This window comes from Agrobacterium sp. M50-1 (assembly GCF_049843495.1).
Classification (GTDB): Bacteria; Pseudomonadota; Alphaproteobacteria; order Rhizobiales; family Rhizobiaceae; genus Agrobacterium; species Agrobacterium radiobacter.
In genome coordinates this window covers 42379-64220 of record NZ_JBBHZH010000001.1, presented here as the reverse complement: position 1 = coordinate 64220, position 21842 = coordinate 42379, and the positions used below count along the sequence as shown (strand labels likewise).

Genomic DNA, 21842 nt, shown 5'->3' with positions numbered 1-21842 from the left:
GCGGCTCAGATCACCTTTTGCGCGCCACGATGTAAGGGCGATTGTCATTGCCCTTTGTCGCGTGGATTTCCGTGGCCAGAATGTCGAAGCCACTGGCGTCTATATGCCGTCCGAGCTCAACCGTGCTGAACACGCCCGCATAGGGCGCTTTTCCGATCAAACGCATCGCCGGCAGGACAAGGCGGATAAACGGGTTCATATCCCCGACGCAGGGTGTCTTGGTGATGAACAGCCCCTGCGGCGCAAGCAGGGAATGAATATGCTGCAATGTGTCGGGCAGGTCGCGGAGCAGATGAAGATAGTTGAAACCCAGCACCGCGTTGAACTGCCGAGGGCCGGGCACAAGCGTTTCCACGGTCGCAGCACTGAAAACGAGATTCGGTAGAGCACCGGCGGCGTGTTTTCTTTCCTCGGCGATTGCAATCATGTCGGCGGAAATATCCGTCGCGAGATAGTCTTCGACACTGCCAGCGAGCCGGATTGCCGTCGTTCCGGTGCCGCAACCCAGTTCCAATACCCTGTCATCCGGGTTCAGCAGGGCGCGGGTCCGCTCCAGCGTGCGCTCATATCCGGCCTCATCCGAAATCCTGCCCTTCGCATATTTCCGAGCGGTCCGGTTCCAGAAACGGGCGTCGTCGGCAATATTCATGGCGGATGCTCCCCGGACGGCGTCCTTCCACTTCGGGCGGATATGCTCTCACGCGATATCCTATCCGGTTTGTCTGAAGTTTTTAAGCCGCATCCTCCAGCCCGGCCGTATCCTTCCTGCGGAACTGGCTGGGGGGCGCGCCGAGCACGCGTTTGAAGGCGCGGCTGAAGGAGGCTTCGGAATCGTAACCGAGTTTTTCCGCCGCCAGCGTCACCCGCATGCCTTCGCGCAGCCACAGCCGTGCCTGGTGCATGCGCACGCGCACCACATAACGCGCCGGGCTTTCGCCCACCACACGGGTGAAGCGCTCCGCGAAACTGGAGCGGGAAGCACCCATCAGGGAGGCAAGCTCCTCCACGCTCCAGTCCTTTTCGGGATTGAGGTGGATGGCGGCCAGCACCCGCCCGAGTTCGGGGTTGCGCACCGCAGCCAGCCAGCCGCTGGAATCGCCGCAGCCATACTCCACCCATGTGCGGATCAACGTCGCGGTCAGCACATCGGCAAGCCTTGCCAGAATGCCGCCCGCGCCAACGCGGTTCAGCTCCACTTCGCGCGTCATGGCCTCCAGCAGGTGCGGAATGGCCGGGTCGCTTTTGGCGAGATCGCTGGTCAGCATCACATCCGGCATCAGCTGCAGGAGGGGGTGCAGGCTATCCATGTTGAAACGCATCGAGGCGGTGAAGGCGACAGTATCGCCGCCGGCGCTGGCGCATTGCAGGTCGAAAACGCCCTGGCAGACTTCCTTCTTGCCGAAACGGTCGAAGGGGGTAGGCGTCACATTCTCGCCGCTACCCAATACATGGGCGTGGCCGCGGGGCAGAAGAACGGCGTCGCCGCATGTCAGCGTCAGCCACTCGCCGGAAGGTTTGCGCAATTTCGCCTGGCCGACGCCGATGAAATGGAACCGTGCCGCTTCCTGCTCGGGAAAAGAAGTCGCCCAGGGCGTGGCCATGCGGCACCGGCCGTATTCCACGCCGTCGAGCCTCAGGCCACGCAACATTTCCGTCAGGGCATCATTCATGGCGCTCTCGCAAATTCGGATTTTTGGTTAAGGAATATGGATTTTCTAGCATGGAAACGCCGGGCTGTCACGCATAGCTTACGACCATTGATTTGCAGAGGCTGAGCCGGCCTCCCACCGGTTTCACCATTTTGCCATTCCGTTTCAGAGCGCATCCCGGAAATGCGCATCAGGAGATTTTCATGAACAACCGGACCATAAACGAACTTGAATATGTGCCGCGCAAGACGGAGCCGGATGCGAAGTGGGCCGCCGTGGTTTCGCTTTCGCTCGGCGTCTTCGGGCTGGTGACGGCGGAATTCCTGCCGGTCAGCCTTCTCACGCCGCTTTCGGCCGATCTCGCCGTCAGTTCCGGCATTGCCGGCCAATCCATTACCGTCACGGCGCTGGTTGCGGCGGTCGCCGGCCCCGGCGTCGTCATCGGTACACGCAGCATCGATCGCCGCTGGACATTGCTCGGCCTCACCACGCTGCTGATCATCTCCAGCACTTTGGCCGCCTTCGCAAACGGCCTCTTCATGCTGTTTGCCTCGCGCGTCCTGCTCGGCATCGGCCTTGGCGGCTTCTGGGCCATGTCCGCGGCGCTGGCACTGAGACTCGTACCGCTTGATAAAATGCCGCGTGCCATGGCCATCATCCTCACAGGAGTTTCGGTCGCCACCGTCTGCGCCGCGCCCGTGGGCGCGTGGATCGGCGCGACACTTGGCTGGCGTTCTGCCTTCGTGGTTGCGGGTGCGCTCGGTGTCATCGCGCTTCTCGCGCAATTGCTCACTGTTCCGTCGCTGCCGCCGGCTGGCGCACCGGGTCTTTCCACCATGTTCCGCCTGTTGCAACGGCCGCAGGTCCGGATCGGCCTTCTGACGACGCTGTTCATCGTTGCGGGTCACTTTGCCGGCTTCACCTATGTCCGTCCGTTCCTGGAAGATGTGACGCTTCTTGGCGTCGAGGCGATTTCGCTCGTCCTTCTGGTTTATGGTGTCGGCGGCTTTTTCGGTAATCTCTTCGGCGGTTTCCTCTCCGAGAAAAACACGGCATGGGCAGTGACGTTCGCCGCCACCCTGATCGCCGCATCGGCTTCCGTTCTGGTCGTGGCGGGTGCGTCGCCCCTGATTGCCGGCCTTGCCATCGCCTCCTGGGGTTTTGCCTTCGGCGCACTTCCAGTCAGCGTGCAGAGCTTCATCACCCGGGCCGCTTCCGACGAAGCCGAAAGTGCCGGCGCGCTGCTGCTCACCACGTTCCAGATCGCGATTTCCAGCGGTGCGGTTCTGGGCGGTCTGCTGATCGATCTTCAGGGTGCGACGATGGTCTTCGTCTTCGTGGCGATTGCCGCCCTTCTCGGTGCTTCGCTGATGGCGTCGCGCCGCGGTGTGGTCCCGCAGGTCGAAGCGTCGCAGGGGTAAGCCAAGCCGCGACAAAAAAGACCCGCCTTCGAGCGGGTCTCACGAGAAGCGCAGGCGTTATCGCGTCTTTAGGGCGCCTTGATCGCGTTCTGCGTCCGGTCCTTGCCTACCTCGATCACATGGCGCATGGCTTTCACCGCCGCATCCGCGTCACGCGCCGCAATCGCGTGTACGATACGCAGATGATTGGAGGCGATCTCGGCGATGGTGCCGGGTGAAGCGGCCGGTGACGAGAGCTGGAAGGATATCGCAAGTGCGGCTTCGATCAGCCCGCTTGCCGAGCGCATGAAGGGGTTGCCGGACATATGCGCGACCGCAAGGTGAAATTCGAGATCGACCTTGGCGATGCTTTCCGGCGTATGTTTCGGATTGTCGAATTTGGCGGCGATGACGTAAAGGGAAACGATATCGTCATTGGAGGCCTGCAGCGCCGCTGCTGCTGCCGCCGCCGGTTCCAGCGCCAGGCGGATCTCCGCCAGATGCGTGACGAATTCCTGATCTATGCCGGCCTCGCAGCGCCAGCCCAGCACGTCGGGATCGAAGAAGTTCCAGCTGGAGCGGTCTAGAACGCGGGTGCCCACCTTGGCCTTGGGTTCCACCAGCCGCTTGGCCGCCAGCGTCTTCATGGTTTCGCGCAGCACGGTGCGGGAGACGCCGAACCGCAAGGAGAGTTCGGCATCATTGGGCAGCAGGGAGCCTTCCGCAATCCTGCCCGAGACGATGGCGCTGCCGAGTTCGGAGACCACATGGGCGTGGCTGTTCCGGCGTTTTCGCCCGCTTATCGTCGTTTCGAGCAGCCCCAAGCATGCCTCCCTTGGCAATTATGCCGGATGTGGTCCGGCCAGTCTCCTGTTTGAATACCAGATGATTGCGCGCTGCAACACGATGAAGACGAAAAGCAGCACACCGATGACGATTTTCGTCCACCAGGAAGAAAGCGTCCCGTCAAAAACGATGTAGGTCTGGATCAGCCCCTGTATCAGAAGGCCGATGAAGGTTCCCGCCACCAGCCCCGTACCGCCGGTCAAAAGCGTCCCGCCGATGACGACGGCGGCGATGGCGTCCAGTTCCACGCCCACCGTCGCCAGCGAATAACCTGACGAGGTGTAGAGCGTATAAACGATGCCGGCGAGGCCCGACAGGAAACCTGACAGCGCATAGATGCCGATGGTCGTTGCTCCGATCGGCACGCCCATCAGCTCGGCCGACTGCGGATTGCCGCCGAGCGCATAGACATTGGCGCCGAACCGGGTGCGGCTGGCGATGAGCATGCCTGCGGCGAAGACGAGAAGCATCAGCATGGCCAGCGCCGTCAGCCTGCCGCCGCCCGGAAAGCGGAAATAAAAGCCCTGTATCGCATCGATGAAGGGGTGCGAGATCGGCACAGACTGGGTGGAGATAAGGTAAGCAGCACCACGCGCCAAAAACATGCCCGCCAGCGTCACCACGAAAGGCGGGATCGACAGGAAGCGGATCATCGCCCCCATCAGGCAGCCGAACAGCGTTGAGACCGCCAGCACGATGGCGAAGGCCAGCAGCGGATGGATGTTATAGGTGCCGACCATGACCGCCACGAAGACGCTGGTGAAGGCGATGACCGAACCGATGGAGAGATCGATGCCGCCCGACAGGATGACAAAGGTCATGCCTACAGCCGCGATGCCGAGAAAGGCGTTGTCGGTCAGAAGATTGCCGATCACGCGCGTTGACAGGATAGACGGATATTGCAGCACGCACAGCAGATAGGCGACCACGAAGATCGTCAGCGTGGTGAGGAAGGGGAGATTGCGGCTGTGGATCATCGCGCGGTTCCTTCCTTGGTCATGCCGTTGGTGGTGACCGGTTTGGGGTGCGGCTTGGGCGGTCTGACGAAGCCCAGAACCGCCACGATTGCCGGCGATTGCAGTGTGAGCACCACCATGATGATGCCTGCCTTGATGATGAGGTTGAATTCCGGCGGAAAGCCCGAAACGAGGATGCCGGTATTGATGGTCTGGATGATGAGCGCGCCGATCAGCGACGCCGTGATGGAAAAGCGGCCGCCATTCAGCGATGTGCCGCCGATCACGACCGCCAGGATCGCGTCCAGCTCCAGCCACAGCCCGGCATTGTTGGCATCCGCGCCGCGAATATCGGCGGTCACGATCATGCCGGCGATGGCCGCGCAGAGGCCGGAGACGGCATAGACGAAAAACAGCAGGAAGCGGGCCCGCACGCCGGCGAGCGCCGCTGCACGGCGATTGATGCCTGTGGCCTCGATCAGGAAACCGAGCGCGCTTTTACGCACCAGAAGGCCGATCAACAGCGCCGCCGCCACCCAGATGATGACGGGCAGCGGGATGCCTGCGAACGAGCCGGAGCCGATGGCGGCAAAGCTGTCATTGTTGAAGGTGAGAATGACACCCTCGGTAATAAGCTGGGCGATGCCGCGCCCGGCCACCATCAGGATCAGGGTGGCGATGATCGGCTGTATGTCGAGAAGGGCGACCAGCACGCCGTTCCACAGGCCGCAGGCAATGCCCACCGCAAGTGAGATGACGATGACCGAGGGAATTGAATGGCCATTGCTGATGAGCGTGGCCGCGACCGCGCCGCAGATGGCGATGACCGCGCCGATGGAAAGATCGATACCCTTGGTGGCTATGACCAGCGTCATGCCGATGGTCAGCAGAGCCACGGGAGCGGCGCGCACGAGAATATCCACCAGACTGCCATAGAGCCGGCCATTCTGGAAAGAAACATGCAGGAAACCCGGCGAAATGATTGTAATTGCTGCCAGAATGATAAAGAGCGCGGCAAGCTGGGGAGCAAGTCTTTTGAAGCGTCGCGTCACAGCCACCATCATGCCGCCTCCGTTTTCGCCGCATCCGCAATTGCCCGCATGATGTTGTCGGCGGTCACTTCGCTGCCTTTCAATTCACTGACATGGCGGCGGTCGGAAAGCACGACCACACGATGCGCAACGGCCGTCAGTTCTTCCAGTTCGGAGGAGATGACGACGAGCGACATGCCTTCGCCGCAGAGTTTTTCGATCATTTTGAGAATTTCCGCATGCGCGCCGATATCGATGCCGCGTGTCGGCTCGTCGAGTATCAGCAATCTGGGCTGGGTGGCGAGCCAGCGCGCCAGAATGGCCTTCTGCTGGTTGCCGCCGGACAGGAATTTGATCGGCCGGTTAGGGTCGGCCGGGCGGATATCGAGCGATTTGATGAAGCTTTCGGCAAGCTCCGCCTTCTGTCGGCGCGATAGTGGCCGTGCCCAGCCCTGCCGCGCCTGAAGCGCCAGAGCGATATTATCGGTGACAGAAAAGTCGCCGATAATGCCGTCCGTTTTGCGCTCTTCCGGACAGAAGCCGAACCCGGCCGCAATGGCGGCCTCGGGAGACGAAATCGCCGCTGGTTTTCCGTCAATCATCGCCGTGCCGGTATCGGGACGGTCGATGCCGAACAGCAGGAAGGCGGTCTCCGTTCGGCCGGAGCCAAGAAGACCGGCGACGCCGACGATCTCTCCCGGCCGGATGCCGAGATCAAAGGGGGCGATGCTGCCGCGCTTGCCATAGGCTTCGAACCGGATTGGCGGCTCGCCCTCGGCGACCGTATCTTCGGTGGCCTGATGCTCGTGGGTAATATGCTGAAGCTCGCGACCGAGCATCATCGAAATGAGTTCGGACCTCGGCAGGCTGCCGATGTCGCGGGTGCCGACGAGGCGGCCATTGCGCAGCACCGTCACCCGGTCGGCAATATCATAGACCTGATTGAGGAAGTGGGTGATGATGATGATGCCGATGCCGCGGGCGCGCAGGTTTTTCAAAACCCCGAACAGCATCTCGACCTCATGGGCGTCGAGGCTGGCGGTCGGCTCGTCGAGCACCAGCACCTTGCCGGAAAGATCGACGGCGCGGGCAATGGCGATGATCTGGCGGATAGCGACGGAATAGCTGGAAAGCAGGGCGTTGACGTCGATGGAAAGCCCGTATTGGGCGAGCAGCGCCTGCGAATTCTTCTGCATCGTGCTGCGGTCGATCAGCCCGAAGCGGCGCGGCTGGCGGCCGAGAAACAGGTTTTCGGCAACCGTCAGATTTTCGAGAAGGTTCACTTCCTGATAGACCGTGCCGATGCCAAGCGCCTGCGCCTCGCCCACATTGGTGGGCGAGATTTCGCCGCCCTCCAGAAAGATCGAGCCGCTGTCGCGGTGATAAACGCCAGTAAGGATTTTGATGAGCGTCGATTTGCCCGCGCCGTTTTCGCCAAGCAGGGCATGGATTTCACCGTGCCCGAGCGAAAAATCGACGCCATCGAGCGCCGTGATCCCCAAAAAGGATTTGCCGATGGCGCGTGCTTCCAGAAGTGGTGCCGTTTCGGACATTGAGCAGGTTCCGCATGAAGAATGCCATGATGGAGCGGCACGAACGACGCGCCGCTCCTTCCGAAGAATAGGGTATCAGTAACCCAGACCCTTCTTCGCCTCGTAGACCTTCATCGGATCATCGGATGCCGTATAAAGTTTGGATTCGGTTTGAATCCACTTCGCTGGCGCCTTCTTGTCCTTCAGATAGGCTTCGAGCGCGTCGAAGGCCGGGCCGGCCATGTCAGGCGTCAGCTCGACGGTCGCGTTGGCTTCACCGGCTGCCATGGCCTTGAAGATGTCAGGCACGGCATCGATGGAGACGATCTTGATGTCGGTTCCGGGCTTCAGGCCGGCTTCCTTGATCGCCTGGATCGCACCGACGGCCATGTCGTCATTGTGGGCGTAGACCGCACAGATGTCCTTGCCGCCGCCTTCGGCCTTGATGAAGCTTTCCATCACTTCCTTGCCCTTGGTGCGGGTGAAGTCACCCGTCTGCGAGCGTGCGATCTTGATGTTCTTGTGCGAGGCAATGGCTTCTTCGAAGCCCTTCTTGCGGTTGATGGCGGGCGAAGAGCCGGTCGTGCCCTGCAATTCCACCACCTTGCAATCCTTGGAGCCGACGTCCTTGACCAGCCAGTCGCCGGCAACCTTGCCTTCATGAACCTGATCGGAGGTTACGGCGGTCAGGTAAAGATCGTCCGGAGCCTCGATCTGACGGTCGAGCAGGATGACAGGGATTTTTTCTTCCTTGGCTTCCTTCAGCACGGCGTCCCAGCCGGTTGCGACGACCGGCGCGATCAGGATCGCGTCCACGCCCTGCGCGATGAAGCCGCGAACGGCCTTGATCTGGTTTTCCTGCTTCTGCTGCGCGTCGGCGAATTTAAGCGTGACGCCGCGCTTCTCTGCCTGCTGTTTGGTGACGGTGGTTTCAGCCGCGCGCCAGCCGGATTCCGAACCGATCTGCGAGAAGCCGACGGTAAGCGATTTGGCGGAAACACTTGATGCAAGGCACAGCGAAACGGCGACAGTAACTGTCGCGAGAGCTTTTCTCATCTTAATCCTCCCAGAGATGATGTCAGCGTGACGCCAACACTATGAGCATATAGTAATACTCTTGAAAAGAGGCATTTTCGCATATTTCAATTTCAGAATGGTGTTCCTGACCTCAGATTTTGAAATATATTAATTAATATCAAATGGATAAATGATTCATGTTTTGTGGTTCAAACACCCGGTATTGCTGCTGCTCACACCGCTATAGCGCTTGACAGCATATGGCTTCGTCTAATAGTAATACAAATAAGAAGATGATTTTTGCCGGAATTTCGGGCCTTGCGATCGGAATTCAATCGGCAAAAGAGGGAGGGAGATTCCTTTGCGCAATCCTGCGATGGCCGTAAATGCCGAAAAATATTCGGTTAAAGCCGCAGAGCAGCCCAAGCCTACTCGTCTGGGCTCTCACTGTCGGTTATGCGTGATCTCCGAAAGCTGATTCCATTTTCCTTGCGCACAACATAAGCTTGTCGCATTTCGTAATATTTTACCGTTGGCCACTTCCGGCTGGAGACCGCATCATGACCAAATCCGACAATCTGCCCGCAACCCAAGGCAAGGGAGGCAAGCTTCGTTCGCGCGCGTGGTTCGACAACCCCGCCAATGCGGATATGACGGCGCTTTATCTCGAGCGTTACATGAATTTCGGCCTGAGCCAGGCTGAACTTCAGTCCGACCGCCCGATCATCGGCATTGCGCAGACCGGCTCGGACCTTTCGCCCTGCAACCGCCACCATCTGGAACTGGCTAACCGCCTGCGTGAAGGTATCCGTGAAGCGGGCGGCATCGCCATCGAATTCCCGGTGCATCCGATCCAGGAAACCGGCAAGCGTCCGACCGCCGGTCTCGACCGTAACCTTGCATATCTCGGCCTCGTGGAAGTGCTTTATGGCTATCCGCTCGACGGCGTCGTTCTGACCATCGGCTGCGACAAGACCACGCCTGCCTGTCTTATGGCGGCGGCCACCGTCAACATTCCCGCGATTGCCCTTTCCGTCGGCCCCATGCTGAACGGCTGGTTCCGTGGCGAGCGCACCGGTTCCGGCACCATCGTCTGGAAGGCCCGCGAACTGCTGGCAAAGGGCGAGATCGATTATCAGGGCTTCGTCAAGCTCGTCGCTTCGTCGGCCCCGTCCACCGGCTATTGCAACACCATGGGCACGGCAACGACCATGAACTCGCTCGCCGAAGCGCTCGGCATGCAGCTTCCGGGTTCCGCCGCCATTCCGGCGCCTTACCGCGACCGTCAGGAAGTGTCCTATCTCACCGGCCTGCGCATCGTTGAAATGGTCAAGGAAGACCTCAAACCTTCTGACATCATGACGAAGGATGCCTTCATCAACGCCATCCGCGTCAACTCGGCGATCGGCGGCTCCACCAACGCGCCGATTCACCTGAACGGCCTAGCACGCCATGTCGGCGTCGAACTGACTGTCGATGATTGGCAGACCTATGGCGAAGACGTGCCGCTGCTCGTCAACCTGCAGCCGGCCGGCGAATATCTCGGTGAGGATTATTACCATGCCGGCGGCGTTCCGGCAGTCGTCAACCAGCTGATGACTCAGGGGCTCATCAAGGAAGACGCGATGACCGTCAACGGCAAGACCATCGGCGACAATTGCCGTGGCGCCATCATCGAAGACGAAAAGGTCATCCGCCCTTACGACCAGCCGCTCAAGGAGCGTGCGGGCTTCCGCGTTCTGCGTGGCAACCTGTTCTCCTCCGCCATCATGAAGACGAGCGTGATCTCGGAAGAGTTCCGCAACCGTTATCTCTCCAACCCGAACGACCCGGAAGCCTTCGAAGGCCGCGCCGTGGTGTTTGACGGTCCGGAGGATTACCACCACCGCATCGACGACCCGTCGCTGAAGATCGACGCCAACACCGTCCTGTTCATGCGCGGCGCCGGCCCGATCGGTTATCCGGGTGCTGCGGAAGTGGTGAACATGCGCGCACCGGACTATCTGTTGAAGGAAGGCGTCAATTCGCTGCCCTGCATCGGCGACGGCCGCCAGTCCGGCACGTCGGGCAGCCCGTCCATCCTCAATGCATCTCCCGAAGCTGCGGCCGGTGGCGGTCTCGCCATCCTGCAGACGGGTGACCGCGTTCGCATCGATGTGGGTCGCGGCAAGGCCGACATCCTGATATCAGGTGAGGAACTGGCCAAGCGTTACGAGGCGCTTTCCGCCGAGGGCGGTTACAAGTTCCCTGACCATCAGACGCCATGGCAGGAAATCCAGCGCGGCATCGTCAGCCAGATGGAAACCGGCGCGGTTCTGGAGCCAGCCGTAAAATATCAGCGCATCGCCCAGACCAAGGGCCTGCCGCGCGACAACCACTAAGCAAGGCCGTTTCGGCTGACCGCTTTTTAATCAGCCCCGGGGTAGAACCCGGGGCTGAAGCATTTTAAGCGCCGTGCTCCGCAATCGCGTGAACTTTGCGGGCGGGCGAAGAGCACGATGTTTTCGTTGCTTACCTGCCTACTTCCCCGATGGGGCTGGCGGCTTTCCCAGATACGGCAGGAAGAACATGTACAGCCCGCTGAAAATAAGCAAAGTCAGCGGCAACAGCGGAGCATAGACGATCACCGATGGCGTCGGACCGAAGGCCATCGAAACGAAGTTCGCCAGAATGGTGATGGTTAGCAGAATGCCCAGCCACCGATGGCTCTGCCTTATCCAGTTTCGCAAGATCAAAGTCGCCCCCAAGAAAATGCATCCATGATGGAATGTGACACATGGCGCTTCAGCGGGCCTGAATGAGCTTCCAGCCATTGCCGGAAGGATCGCGGAAGCTCGCATCCACCGAGCCGTAGCGGGCGATCGGTTGCTGGGTGAATTCGACGCCGCGTTTGTGCATGGCGTCAAAGGCTTTCTGGCAATCCTCGACCACCAGAACCAGCGGCGGCATGGCGCCTTTGGCCACGGCTTCGTTCAGATCTTGCGCCGTGGCATCGTCAACGGTCGGAGCCTGCGGCCGAAACAGGCCCAGCTGGAAATCCTGTTGGTCCGGGTGCTGCACGGTCAACCAGCGATAATCGCCGTTGCGCGCGTCGGTGTGCACACGAAATCCAAGTTTTTCGACGTAGAATTGCAGCGCTTCGTCCTGATCACGAACGTAAAGCCCGACAACTTGAACACCATTTTTCATGAGATATCTCCCTTTCGCTCGTCGTGCCTAGCGCTTTTCGTTCGCCGGCGCTTCTCCGAAACTGCGATTGTGAGATGAGGGCGATTTGCGGCGCTGACGAAGCAATGGGGAACCTGCTCGAGATCGGCGGGCGAAAGCCGCATCCCGCGCCGCAACTCACTCGGATTTTCCCCCGTCACATCGCGGAAAACACGGCCAAAGGTGCCGATGCTGTTCCAGCCGGTCTGCAGCGCGATTTCGATGATCGCAAGGTCCGTGTCACGCAGAAGCGCCACGGCGCGCTCCACCCGGCGGGTCAGCAGATAGCGGTGAGGGGGTATGCCGAAGGCATCGCGAAACGATCTCGCGAAATGGGCCTGTGAGGCGCCGCTGACACTGGCAAGTCGTGAAACAGGCCACGCCTCATGGGGCGCGGCATCCATATGATCCCTGGCGCGCAGAAGGCGGCGCAGCAGTTTCAAGTCTCTGTTTGCAGAGTTTTTGTCATTTCCGGACGGGCGCATGCGCCAATCATTGAATGAACCGGTGGCCCTTGGCAAGTTTCACGCGCGGCAGGCCGCCGAGACCGCTTAGATCACCGGATAAAGCGACCAGAAGAACAACTCATATTCCTGGTCGCGGTCATCGTCATGCGACTCGTCATCAGGTCTGCGCGGCGTTTTGTCCTGAAACTCGGTTTCCACCCGCTCGTTGACGACGGGCATCCTTCGGCCGATGCCAAAGAGGTCAAAGGAGAGCATGTTGAACCCTGCTACCATGGCCAGTTCCCTTCTTCACGCGAGTTAACGGTGTGTTAAGTTTCGCGCGTTGCCATGATTTCGTCAAGATTGACCGAGGAATTTGTCTACCATTTTTAACAACAATGTCGTGACTGACGTTTCACTGCTGCCGGATTTTGCGCAATGAATGTTTATCGCCATCTTCACACGCGGTTCGGATCGGCGTCAGAATAGGTTTTTTCGGTCGCCTCCAGCGCGGAATCGGTGTCCGCAGCATGGCCGAGGCTTTTCAAGGCGCTGGAGAAGGCCACGATATTGGCTTTCACCGCCTCCGGATGCGCCCGCCGGCCGGTGTGGTTGAGCCTTATCAGCCGTTCCGCGCCGGGGCCCACTCCGGCGGAAATATCCGCGCCATGCTTTTGGGATGCAGCGGCGAGGAATGTCTTGGCTTCGACGGTATCCGGCAGGATAGCGGTGGAAACGAGGGCGGAGGCGTGCGGCTCCTCTACCCAGGTTGGAATACCGAGCGCCCTGATGCCGTTCCGGGTGGCCGCCGCCGCCCTTTCGTGGCGCTCATTGGCGGATGCCAGACCTTCCGCCTCTATCCGGTCGAGGGTGGCCTCCAGCGCATAAAATTCCAGCGGCGCGGGCGTTCCGGGCAGCGCGCCGCGGCCGGCATCAAGCCAGAGTTTCTTCTGGTCCAGAAGCGAGAGCATGGAGTTGTCAGGTGCACCACCATGGGAAAGAAGCTCCCACGCTTTTTCGCTGACGGAAATGGCGGAAACCCCGGCCGGCCCGGCCAGCGCCTTTTGCGGGCCGATGACGGCGATATCGATGCCCAGCCGGTCAGCCTCGAAGGCATGTCCGCCGATGGACGCGACGGCATCAACGAGGGGCACGATGCCCCTTTGCCGAGCGAGTGCGGCGATGGCGGGCAGGGGGTTGAGAATGCCGCTTGCCGATTCCGCGTGGACGATGGCGAGAAGATCGAAATCCGGCCCTTCGTCCAGCGCCTGCTCCACCTCCTTCAGTGTGACCGGCTTCGCCGGGCTGGCCGTCAGGTTGCGCACCGTCGCGCCGCCCCTTTCCAGCCAGCCGCCGAACCATGCGCCATAGGGGCTGGTAACGATGTTGAGCGCCCTCAGGCCCGGTCGCGCAAGGCTTGTCGCCGCTGCCTCAAGCGCCAGCACGGCTTCCGCCTGTATGAGAAGGACGTCGTTCTCCGTGCCCATCAAGGCTGCCAGCCGGTCGGCAAGAGCGGCATAACGCTCCGCAGGAAAAGCGGGTGGGTCGAGCAGCAATGCATAATCGGGAACGGGCATGTCTTTTCCTTACGTGGTGATGGTCAGGCGCGGCGCGGCGTCTATCAGGGTTCTGGCGGTCGAGGATTGCGGCGCGGAGACGATATTTCCCGTCCTGCCGATTTCAACGATCCGTCCCGCTTCCATGATGGCGACGCGGTGGCAGACGGCGCGGATGACTGCGAGGTCGTGGGAGACGAAAATACAGGAAACGGCCGTCTCGCGCTGGATTTCCACCAGAAGTTCGAGGATTTGCCTGCGAACTGAAACATCCAGCGCAGAGACGGCTTCATCCAGAATGAGAAGCGACGGCTTGAGTGCAATGGCCCGCGCGATCGCGACGCGTTGCCTCTGTCCGCCGGAAAGCTCGAAGACCGAGCGGCTGGCATAGCTGGCGGGCAGGCCCACGCGCTCGAGGAGACGGCGTATTTCCGCTGCACGCTCGCGTCTTGCGACCATGCGATGAATGCGCAACGGCTCGCCGATGGCATCTTCGACGCTGGCGCGCGGATTGAATGCGCCATGCGTATCCTGAAACACCATCTGCATGTGCTGGCGGGCGGCTCGAAGCTTCCCGCCGTCAAGCGCCAGCCAATCGCGGCCTTTGAAATGGATCGTGCCTTCGTCAGCCGGGATCAGCCGCATCAGAATGCGCGCCAGCGTCGATTTTCCGCAGCCGGAGGGACCGGCAAGTCCCAGCGTCTCACCGGGCTGAAGCGAAAAGGAGATATCGGAAAGCGCCGCCACCGTTCTTGCGCCGGTGCGATAGGTTTTCGACAGTCCGTCGACGCTCAGAAGGGCTTCGTTCATGACGCGGCCTCGCTGATGAGCGGCGGGGTCGAGAGATCGAGATAATCGGCAAGCAGCGCACGCGTATAGTCATGGGCGGGTTTGGAAAGCACCCGCCGTGTCGGTCCATGTTCCACCAGCAGCCCCGCGCGCAGAACCGCGATCTCGTCGGCAAGGCTGGAAGCAAGGCCGATATCATGGGTGATGAAGACCAGCGTTTTGTTTTCCTGTCGCACCAGATCGTCCAGCAGCGTGGCGATGGCGGCTTGGCTGACAGTATCGAGCGCGCTCGTGGCCTCGTCGGCAATCAGGATCGAAGGACTGGCGGCAATGGCGGCGGCAATCGCCACGCGTTGCCTCTGGCCGCCGGAAAGCTGGTGCGGATAGGCGCCGAGCAGATGGGAGGGATGCGGCAGCCGCACCCGCTCCAGAAGGTCGCGGGCAAGATCGCGTGCTTGCCTCCATGACAGGCCGAGATGCCGCACGGCCCCTTCCGCCACCTGTTCGCCGATGCTGAGAACCGGGTTGAGTGTCGCGCCAGTATCCTGAAAGATCGTGCCGATATCGCGCCCCGGCAGCGGCCTGCCGTGAAACAGGCCGCTATCGCGGCTCCAGGAAATATCACCGGAAATACGCGCGTTGCCTGGGAGAAGCCCGGCGATGGCTCTGCCGAGCGTGGATTTTCCCGAACCGCTTTCGCCGATGATCGCCAACCTTTGCCCCTGCCGGATGGTCAGCGCGACATTCTGCAACGCCGGCGCATTGCCTGTTGCATAAAAAACGCTGAGATCGTCGATCCGGCACAGCGCATCGCCGCTCATGGCGCTTGCCTCCTCGTCGCCATCGCCCTGTTGATGCCTTCTGCTAGAAGATAAACGCCGAGAACCGTGACCAAAAGGCCGATGCCGGGGATGACGGACAAAAAAGCGGCCGAGCGCAGGACGTTGCGTCCTTCCGCGATCATCGACCCCCAGGTGACGATATTGGGATCGCCGAGCCCGAGGAAGGACAGTGCCGCCTCAGTCAGTATGGCGGCCGCGACGATGATGGCGGCGAGCGCCAGAACCGGCGGCAGCGCGTTGGGCAGGATCTGCCTGAACGCAATCTCCAGCGGACGCATGCCGATGGCGCGCGCGGATTGCACATAATCGCGTTCGCGGATGCTCAACACCTGCGCCCGCATCAGCCGCGCCGGATCCGCCCATGCGCCGAGCGCAATGGCGAGAATGACAATGGGCATGGAGGGACCGATGGTGCTGACGAAGGCGAGTGCGAGCAGGAAATTCGGCACGATCTGAAAGGCGTCGGTGACGCGCATCAAAGCTTCATCCACGAGGCCGCCGGCAAATCCGGCAATGGTGCCGATGACGGTGCCGATGACCAGTGCCGCGGCGGCGGCGCCCATGCCGACGAGCAGGGAGGCCTGCGCGCCATGGGCAAGTTCGGCCAGCACGTCGCGGCCCAGCCGGTCGGTGCCGAGAGGCAGGGCGGCGTCCGTAAAGGGCGCGATCAGCGGTTCGCCGACAATGGCCAGCGGGTCGCCCGGAAAGAGGAGGGGGGCGGCGAGCGCCGTCATGGCAAGCAGCACCAGAATGATGGCTCCTGTGGCGCCTTCGAAACTGCGCAGCAGCCGGAGAGCGAAACTCATGCCTGTCGCTCCCCGCTGCCGATGCGCGGATCGAGGACGGCATAGAGAATATCGACGGCGAGATTGACGAGGATGACGAAGACGGCGCTGGTCAGAATAATGCCCATCAAAAGCGGCGTGTCGCGGCCGCTGACGGCTTCCTGCGCCAGCCTGCCAAAGCCGGGAATGGCAAAGACGCTTTCGATCACCACGCTGCCGCCCAGCATGGTTGCGGCCTGCAGGCCGAGCACGGTGACGAGCGGAAGAGCGGCATTGCGCGCGACATGGCGCAGCACGATCCGCCGTTTGGAAAGCCCTTTTGACCTGGCGAACAGCACGAAATCCAGCGGCCAGACCGCGGCCATGGCGGTGCGCATGACGCGCAGGAAAAGCGCCAGGTAGATGAGGCCGAGACTGGCGACCGGCAACACGAGATGACGGGCAATATCCAGCGCCCTTGCAAATCCCTGCTTGCCCGAGGCGATGGTTTCGATGCCTGAGGTGGGTAGCCATTTGAGTTGAACGGCGAAGACGATTGCGAGCACGAGGCCAAGCCAGAAGCCGGGCGTGGCGTAAAGCGCCAGCGAAAGCGTTGAAAGCACGCGATCCGTCAGCCCGCCGGGACGCGCACCGGCCACGATGCCAAGTCCGGTGCCGAGGATGAAGGCGAGTATGGTAGCGCTGCCCATCAGGAGAAGCGTGTTCGGCAACCGTTCGAGGATCAGCCCCAGCACCGGCCGGTCGAAGGCAAGCGACCAGCCGAGATCGAGCCGCAGCACCGAGCTGGCATAGAGCCAGAAACGGGCAAGCACCGAACCGTTCAGGCCATATTGCTCGCGCAATACATCCCGCAGCCCGGCATCGCCGCCGCCGATGGAGACGAGATAGGCATCCACAGCGTCTCCGGAGGCATTTTCAAGCAGCACGAAGGTGAAGACGAGAACAATCAGCAGCACCGGAATGGCGCTGACTGCCCGTCGCTTCAGCAATGTCGTTGCACGCTTCACGGCGCGTCCTCAGGTGTCGACCGTCGTATCCGCCCAGTTGGAAACGGCCCAGCGGGGATTGCTGGCGACATGTTTGACCGTATCGCGCGCCACCGTGATGAAACCCCATTCGGCGACGTTGATCAGCGGCAGATCGGCGGTGACCTGCTTCTGGAAATCCTTGTAAAGCGCCGTGCGTGCCGCCGTATCAACCGTTACCGCCGCCTTGTCGATCAGTTCGTCCAGCGTCTTGTTCTCGTAACCGCCCTGATTGGAGAAGCCGACACCCGCCGGAATGCCGGAACGCACGAGAATCGTGGTGGAAATCGCCGGATCGCCGCGGAAGACCGGCGGCGCGATCGCGAGGTCGAAGGCATGATCGGTGTAGACGGCCTTCTGGTGAGCTGCTGAATCATTATTGACCAACTCGGCATCAATGCCGATTTCCTGCAGCGCCTGACGAAGATAGGAACCGAACTGTCTGGTTTCATTGAAATAGGGAGCCGGAAGAAGTTTCAGGGAGAAACGTGCTCCGTTCGCGCCGCGCGCATAACCCGCCTCGTCCAGCAGGGCATTGGCCTTGGCCACATCGAAATCATAGGTCTCGACATCGTCGGTATAAAATTCCGGCGCGTTTTTCGGCACCGGGCCTGTGGATGCCGTGGCGTAGCCGAGGAAGACTTTGTCGATGACGAATTTTTTGTCGATGGCGTGGGCGATGGCCTGTCTGACCTTGAGATCGGCCAGTTCCTTGCGGCGATGGTTGATTTCGACCACCAGCTGATAGGTCAGCGCCTCGTAACCATCGGCGATGACCTTGATGCCCGCTACCTTCGAGATGCGGTCGAGATCGGCCAGAGGCACGGCGGAAAAGGCGGCGAGCTGAATTTCCTCTGCTTCGAGCGCGGAAGCCGCTCCCGCCCGGTCCGGCAGGACGCGGTAGATGATCTCCTCCAGCTGCGGCTGCCCCTTGCCCCAGTAATTCGGGTTGCGGGTCAGGCGATAATATTCGCCGGGCTTGTATTCGGCAAAGATGAAAGGCCCGGTGCCGACCGGTTTGGTATTGGCCGGGTTGGTGGCGATATCGGTGCCTTCATAAAGATGTTTCGGCACGACGCTCGTGACGACCGGCAGCGCGTTGCGGATGAGCTGGAACGGCGTTGGCTTGGAGAAGCGGAAGATCGCCGTGTGTTCATCCGGCGTGTCAACCTTATCGAGATTGGCAAAGACCAGCCGTCCGAGGTTCTGCAATGGTTTCCAGACGGAGAGCGCCGAAAAGGCAACGTCCGCGGAGGTAAAGGGTTTGCCATCATGCCAGGTCACGCCCTCACGCAGCTTGAAGGTGGCGCTTAACCCGTCATCCGATCCCGCCCATTCGGTTGCGAGGCGCGGTTCCAGGCCGTCCTTGCCGTTGAAGGAGGCTTCGGCCAATGGCTCGATAATCTTGCTGGCAATATAAAACACGCCGTTTGAGGCGACGATCGCCGGATTGAGGTTCTTCGGCTCCGAATCGGCCGCAACGATCAACCTTCCGCCGGGCGCCGCCTGCTGCGCAGCGGCAATGCCCGCCAGCCCCGTGGTTGCGGCAAGAAGAAGCGAGGTCTTGAGAAGCGAGCGACGGGACAGGTGGACAGGCGACATGATTCACTCCGGAAATGAGGGCTGGGCGGGCCTTTCCGCTTGGTCCGCGGCCGGCCGATCTTAAGGCTGCAACCTCGGCAGTGTCCACGTTAATTCGCGGGCTTTACAGCAATGATTTTACGTTGCGAGGGCCTTTGCGGAAACAATATGCTTTCCGGCGGTACTGCGCTTTTCTCACCTTGCCTTCTTGCCCTCGGTAATGCTCTGAAAATTTGATATAACCCAATAAAATTAAGTGGTTGGAATGCCGTTACCTCGATGGCATGTGCCCCGTGCCGCCTGTGGACGGAACGAAAATCTGCCGCGTCGACCCCGTTTGGAAAGGGGTAATTAACCTTTATTTTTTATTTCAGGGAGACCGAAATATGTACGTTTATGATGAGTGTGCACGCTGCCATGAGCTTCTCCCGATCCAGATTCCAGAATTCGTCCAATAGCGTAGGGGAGGGGAGCGAGAAGGCTCGTCATGCCGGCGGCCAGTCGGTTGCCGGTCAACAGACGGCGGCGATGAAGGCCGGCGCGGCACCCAAGCCGAATGCCGATGTCAGCGCAGCCGACGCCATCGAAGGCCGCGCCGAGATGCCCGGCTGGCAGAATGCTTTTGTGCTCGGCCCGAATGTCCGTTTCACCCGCACGCCGGAAAGCGCGTTTGCGCGGCGCGTGCCGGTCGAGACCCCCAATATTCCGGAGGAGGAAGTCCCGGCTGTCGCTCCGCCTGAAGCAGTGGAGCCGGAAGTGGTGGAGCAACAACAGGCTGTGCAGCAGGAGGTTGCTCCTGTCAATCAACCAGCCATAAAGCCGGCGGAGCAGCGCATGCCGCCGCCGCGCATGCCGTTCCTGCCGCAGCCGCCGGATGCCCGGGGCGCGAGGGCGCTGACCTACAAATTGCGGCTGGAGCTCGCCCGCAAGCAGGCGGAAGAGGCGGCTGCTGCTGCCCGGATGCCGGTTCAGACGGAGATTTCCGTGGCTGCAGAAGCGGCTGCGCAGCAGATATTCTCGCCGGTTCAGCCGCCATCCGTCGAGCCCGCCATCGATGCAGTTCAGACCACCGCACCGCAGGCCGTCATTCCGGCTTTCGCCGCCCATCTGCCGGATGAGCTGTTCTGGGAAGTGATGACGCTTGATCTGCCGGGCAGCGCCGGCGAGGGCGTCTCAGCGTCCGCGCGCGCCGCTCTTGCAAATTCGGTCACGGCACCTGCTGTCGTCGCGCCGGTCGCCTTTGCATCGCCAGCAGCCGCTGCGATCGTACTTTCATCCGAGCCTCCCGTCGTCACCGTGCCGGGCGGTTCCGCAATTCGGCTTTACCGTGAGATCGGCGTGCGTCAGTCCGTCGTTCCCGCCGCCATCGCGGTTGCTGAACAGGAAATCGCGCCGCCGCCAGTCGCGGAAGCGCCTATGGTGGTCGAGACGCAGAGACCTGTGGAGCAGGTTCAGCCGGTGGAGAAAATTGCGGCCGAGCCGCGTTTCACCGTCCGCGCGCCCATCCAGGCCTCGCAGCCGATGTTTCGCGAAGCGCCGATCTTTGCCGAAGGCGAATATGAATACCCCTCCATCGATCTTCTGCAGGAAGCCCGCGTCCAGCAGACCACGACCATGACGCCGGAAGCGCTGGAGCAGAGCGCCGGACTTCTCGAAAGCGTGCTGGAGGATTTCGGCATCAAGGGCGAGATCATCGATGTTCGCCCCGGCCCTGTCGTCACGCTGTACGAGTTCGAGCCCGCCCCCGGCGTCAAGTCCTCGCGCGTCATCGGCCTCTCGGACGATATCGCCCGCTCCATGTCGGCGCTTTCGGCACGTGTCGCCGTTGTGCCCGGCCGCAATGTCATCGGCATCGAACTGCCGAACCCGGTGCGTGAGACGGTTTATCTGCGCGAGCTGATCGAAGCTACCGATTACGCTGAAACCCGCCAGAAGCTTGCGCTCTGCCTCGGCAAAACCATCGGCGGCGAACCTGTCATCGCCGAACTGGCGAAGATGCCGCACCTTCTGGTCGCCGGCACCACCGGCTCCGGCAAGTCGGTTGCCATCAACACCATGATCCTGTCGCTGCTCTATCGCCTGAAACCGGAAGAGTGCCGCCTGATCATGGTCGATCCCAAGATGCTCGAGCTTTCGGTTTATGACGGCATCCCGCATCTTCTGACCCCTGTCGTCACCGATCCGAAAAAAGCAGTCATGGCGCTGAAATGGGCCGTGCGCGAAATGGAAGATCGCTATCGCAAGATGTCGCGTCTCGGCGTGCGCAATATCGACGGTTATAATGCAAGAGCCGCTGCCGCCCGGGCCAAGGGCGAGACCGTATTCTGCAACGTGCAGACCGGCTTTGACCGCGCCACCGGCGAGGCGGTTTACGAGCAGGAGGAAATGGACCTTACGGCCATGCCTTACATCGTCGTCATCGTCGATGAAATGGCCGACCTGATGATGGTCGCGGGCAAGGAAATCGAAGGTGCGATCCAGCGCCTGGCGCAGATGGCGCGCGCCGCCGGCATCCATCTCATTATGGCAACCCAGCGCCCGTCGGTCGATGTCATCACCGGCACGATCAAGGCGAACTTCCCGACCCGCATCTCATTCCAGGTGACGTCGAAGATCGACAGCCGCACCATCCTTGGCGAACAGGGCGCGGAGCATCTGCTCGGCCAGGGCGATATGCTGCACATGATGGGCGGCGGCCGCATTGCGCGTGTCCACGGCCCCTTCGTTTCCGACGAGGAAGTGGAAAAGGTGGTCGCGCATCTGAAGACGCAGGGACGTCCGGAATATCTCGGCACCGTTACCGAAGACGCCGACGAGACCGACGAAGAGGTGGAAGAGGAAACCGCTGTTTTCGACAAGTCCGCCATGGGTGAGGACGATAGCGATGATCTCTACGAGAAGGCTGTCAAGGTGGTGATGCGCGACAAGAAGTGCTCTACATCCTATATCCAGCGCCGCCTGTCCGTGGGCTATAACCGCGCCGCTTCGCTGGTCGAGCGCATGGAACAGGAAGGCATTGTCGGGCCTGCCAACCATGTCGGCAAACGCGCGATTATCGCCGGCGAACGCTCTTCTTACGATGCCATGGGAGCGGAAGACTGATTGAGCCCTCGGGGCGCGCGATATTCGATTGCAAAAACGCGCCCCGTGAATAGCTTGTGCGGCATGGGTTCTGGAATT

General features: G+C 61.2%; 20 protein-coding genes. 3 read left to right on the top strand and 17 right to left on the bottom strand.

The window, feature by feature from the left end:
• Positions 1-10: 10 nt before the first annotated feature.
• Together WDZ78_RS00285 and WDZ78_RS00280 are read right to left on the bottom strand one after the other, a co-directional pair.
• Positions 11-649: a class I SAM-dependent methyltransferase gene (locus WDZ78_RS00285; protein ID WP_425671995.1), complete on the bottom strand. Its 639-nt coding sequence runs from the start codon at positions 647-649 to the stop codon at positions 11-13.
• Positions 650-731: 82 nt separating this feature from the next.
• Positions 732-1670: an AraC family transcriptional regulator gene (locus WDZ78_RS00280; protein ID WP_425671994.1), complete on the bottom strand. Its 939-nt coding sequence runs from the start codon at positions 1668-1670 to the stop codon at positions 732-734.
• A gap of 182 nt (positions 1671-1852) precedes the next feature.
• Here WDZ78_RS00280 and WDZ78_RS00275 point away from each other — a divergent pair, with 182 nt between their 5' ends.
• The gene (locus WDZ78_RS00275; RefSeq protein ID WP_003506535.1) at positions 1853-3070 is read left to right on the top strand and encodes an MFS transporter; all 1218 of its coding nucleotides are present in this window, start codon (positions 1853-1855) and stop codon (positions 3068-3070) included.
• A gap of 68 nt (positions 3071-3138) precedes the next feature.
• Here the strand turns inward: WDZ78_RS00275 and WDZ78_RS00270 are convergent, their stop codons facing one another.
• From WDZ78_RS00270 to ytfQ, 5 genes are all read right to left on the bottom strand, one after another.
• Positions 3139-3873 (bottom strand): FadR/GntR family transcriptional regulator, encoded by a 735-nt coding sequence (locus WDZ78_RS00270; protein WP_020011781.1) that lies wholly within the window; start codon positions 3871-3873, stop codon positions 3139-3141.
• Positions 3874-3891: 18 nt separating this feature from the next.
• Entirely contained in the window at positions 3892-4872 is a 981-nt protein-coding gene (gene yjfF, locus WDZ78_RS00265; RefSeq protein ID WP_003506538.1) for a galactofuranose ABC transporter, permease protein YjfF, read from the bottom strand.
• Positions 4869-5912, bottom strand: a complete 1044-nt coding sequence (locus tag WDZ78_RS00260; RefSeq protein ID WP_425672383.1) for an ABC transporter permease — start codon at positions 5910-5912, stop codon at positions 4869-4871. The genes yjfF and WDZ78_RS00260 overlap by 4 nt, the downstream gene beginning before the upstream one ends.
• The gene (locus WDZ78_RS00255; RefSeq protein WP_060726863.1) at positions 5912-7435 is read right to left on the bottom strand and encodes a sugar ABC transporter ATP-binding protein; all 1524 of its coding nucleotides are present in this window, start codon (positions 7433-7435) and stop codon (positions 5912-5914) included. Before WDZ78_RS00255 ends, WDZ78_RS00260 begins: the two co-directional genes overlap by 1 nt.
• A gap of 75 nt (positions 7436-7510) precedes the next feature.
• Entirely contained in the window at positions 7511-8470 is a 960-nt protein-coding gene (ytfQ, locus tag WDZ78_RS00250; RefSeq protein ID WP_003506544.1) for a galactofuranose ABC transporter, galactofuranose-binding protein YtfQ, read from the bottom strand.
• Positions 8471-8991: 521 nt separating this feature from the next.
• Here ytfQ and WDZ78_RS00245 point away from each other — a divergent pair.
• Entirely contained in the window at positions 8992-10812 is a 1821-nt protein-coding gene (locus tag WDZ78_RS00245) for an IlvD/Edd family dehydratase (protein ID WP_020011778.1), read from the top strand.
• 138 nt (positions 10813-10950) lie between these two features.
• On the opposite strand, the gene WDZ78_RS00240 is transcribed toward WDZ78_RS00245, so the two are convergent.
• From WDZ78_RS00240 to WDZ78_RS00195, 10 genes are all read right to left on the bottom strand, one after another.
• Positions 10951-11178 carry a hypothetical protein gene (locus WDZ78_RS00240; protein WP_425671993.1) on the bottom strand — a complete coding sequence of 76 codons (228 nt, stop codon included), beginning with the start codon at positions 11176-11178 and terminating at the stop codon, positions 10951-10953.
• 37 nt (positions 11179-11215) lie between these two features.
• Positions 11216-11620 carry a VOC family protein gene (locus WDZ78_RS00235; protein WP_425671992.1) on the bottom strand — a complete coding sequence of 135 codons (405 nt, stop codon included), beginning with the start codon at positions 11618-11620 and terminating at the stop codon, positions 11216-11218.
• A complete protein-coding gene (locus WDZ78_RS00230) occupies positions 11617-12123 on the bottom strand; it encodes a helix-turn-helix domain-containing protein (protein ID WP_425671991.1) in 507 nt (168 codons plus the stop codon). Before WDZ78_RS00230 ends, WDZ78_RS00235 begins: the two co-directional genes overlap by 4 nt.
• Before the next feature lie 66 nt (positions 12124-12189).
• On the bottom strand, positions 12190-12378 hold the full coding sequence (locus WDZ78_RS00225) for a hypothetical protein (RefSeq protein ID WP_003506556.1): 189 nt from the start codon (positions 12376-12378) through the stop codon (positions 12190-12192).
• A 164-nt stretch (positions 12379-12542) separates the two neighbouring features.
• Entirely contained in the window at positions 12543-13661 is a 1119-nt protein-coding gene (locus WDZ78_RS00220) for a pyridoxal-phosphate-dependent aminotransferase family protein (RefSeq protein WP_425671990.1), read from the bottom strand.
• A gap of 9 nt (positions 13662-13670) precedes the next feature.
• Positions 13671-14450 carry an ABC transporter ATP-binding protein gene (locus WDZ78_RS00215; protein ID WP_425671989.1) on the bottom strand — a complete coding sequence of 260 codons (780 nt, stop codon included), beginning with the start codon at positions 14448-14450 and terminating at the stop codon, positions 13671-13673.
• A complete protein-coding gene (locus tag WDZ78_RS00210; RefSeq protein ID WP_425671988.1) occupies positions 14447-15250 on the bottom strand; it encodes an ABC transporter ATP-binding protein in 804 nt (267 codons plus the stop codon). Before WDZ78_RS00210 ends, WDZ78_RS00215 begins: the two co-directional genes overlap by 4 nt.
• Entirely contained in the window at positions 15247-16077 is an 831-nt protein-coding gene (locus tag WDZ78_RS00205; RefSeq protein WP_425671987.1) for an ABC transporter permease, read from the bottom strand. Before WDZ78_RS00205 ends, WDZ78_RS00210 begins: the two co-directional genes overlap by 4 nt.
• On the bottom strand, positions 16074-17063 hold the full coding sequence (locus tag WDZ78_RS00200) for an ABC transporter permease (RefSeq protein WP_026363941.1): 990 nt from the start codon (positions 17061-17063) through the stop codon (positions 16074-16076). The genes WDZ78_RS00205 and WDZ78_RS00200 overlap by 4 nt, the downstream gene beginning before the upstream one ends.
• Positions 17064-17072: 9 nt before the next feature.
• Positions 17073-18683 carry an ABC transporter substrate-binding protein gene (locus WDZ78_RS00195; RefSeq protein WP_020011768.1) on the bottom strand — a complete coding sequence of 537 codons (1611 nt, stop codon included), beginning with the start codon at positions 18681-18683 and terminating at the stop codon, positions 17073-17075.
• 375 nt (positions 18684-19058) lie between these two features.
• On the opposite strand from WDZ78_RS00195, the gene WDZ78_RS00190 reads away from it, so the two are divergent.
• Positions 19059-21764 (top strand): DNA translocase FtsK, encoded by a 2706-nt coding sequence (locus WDZ78_RS00190; protein WP_425671986.1) that lies wholly within the window; start codon positions 19059-19061, stop codon positions 21762-21764.
• Positions 21765-21842: the final 78 nt, after the last annotated feature.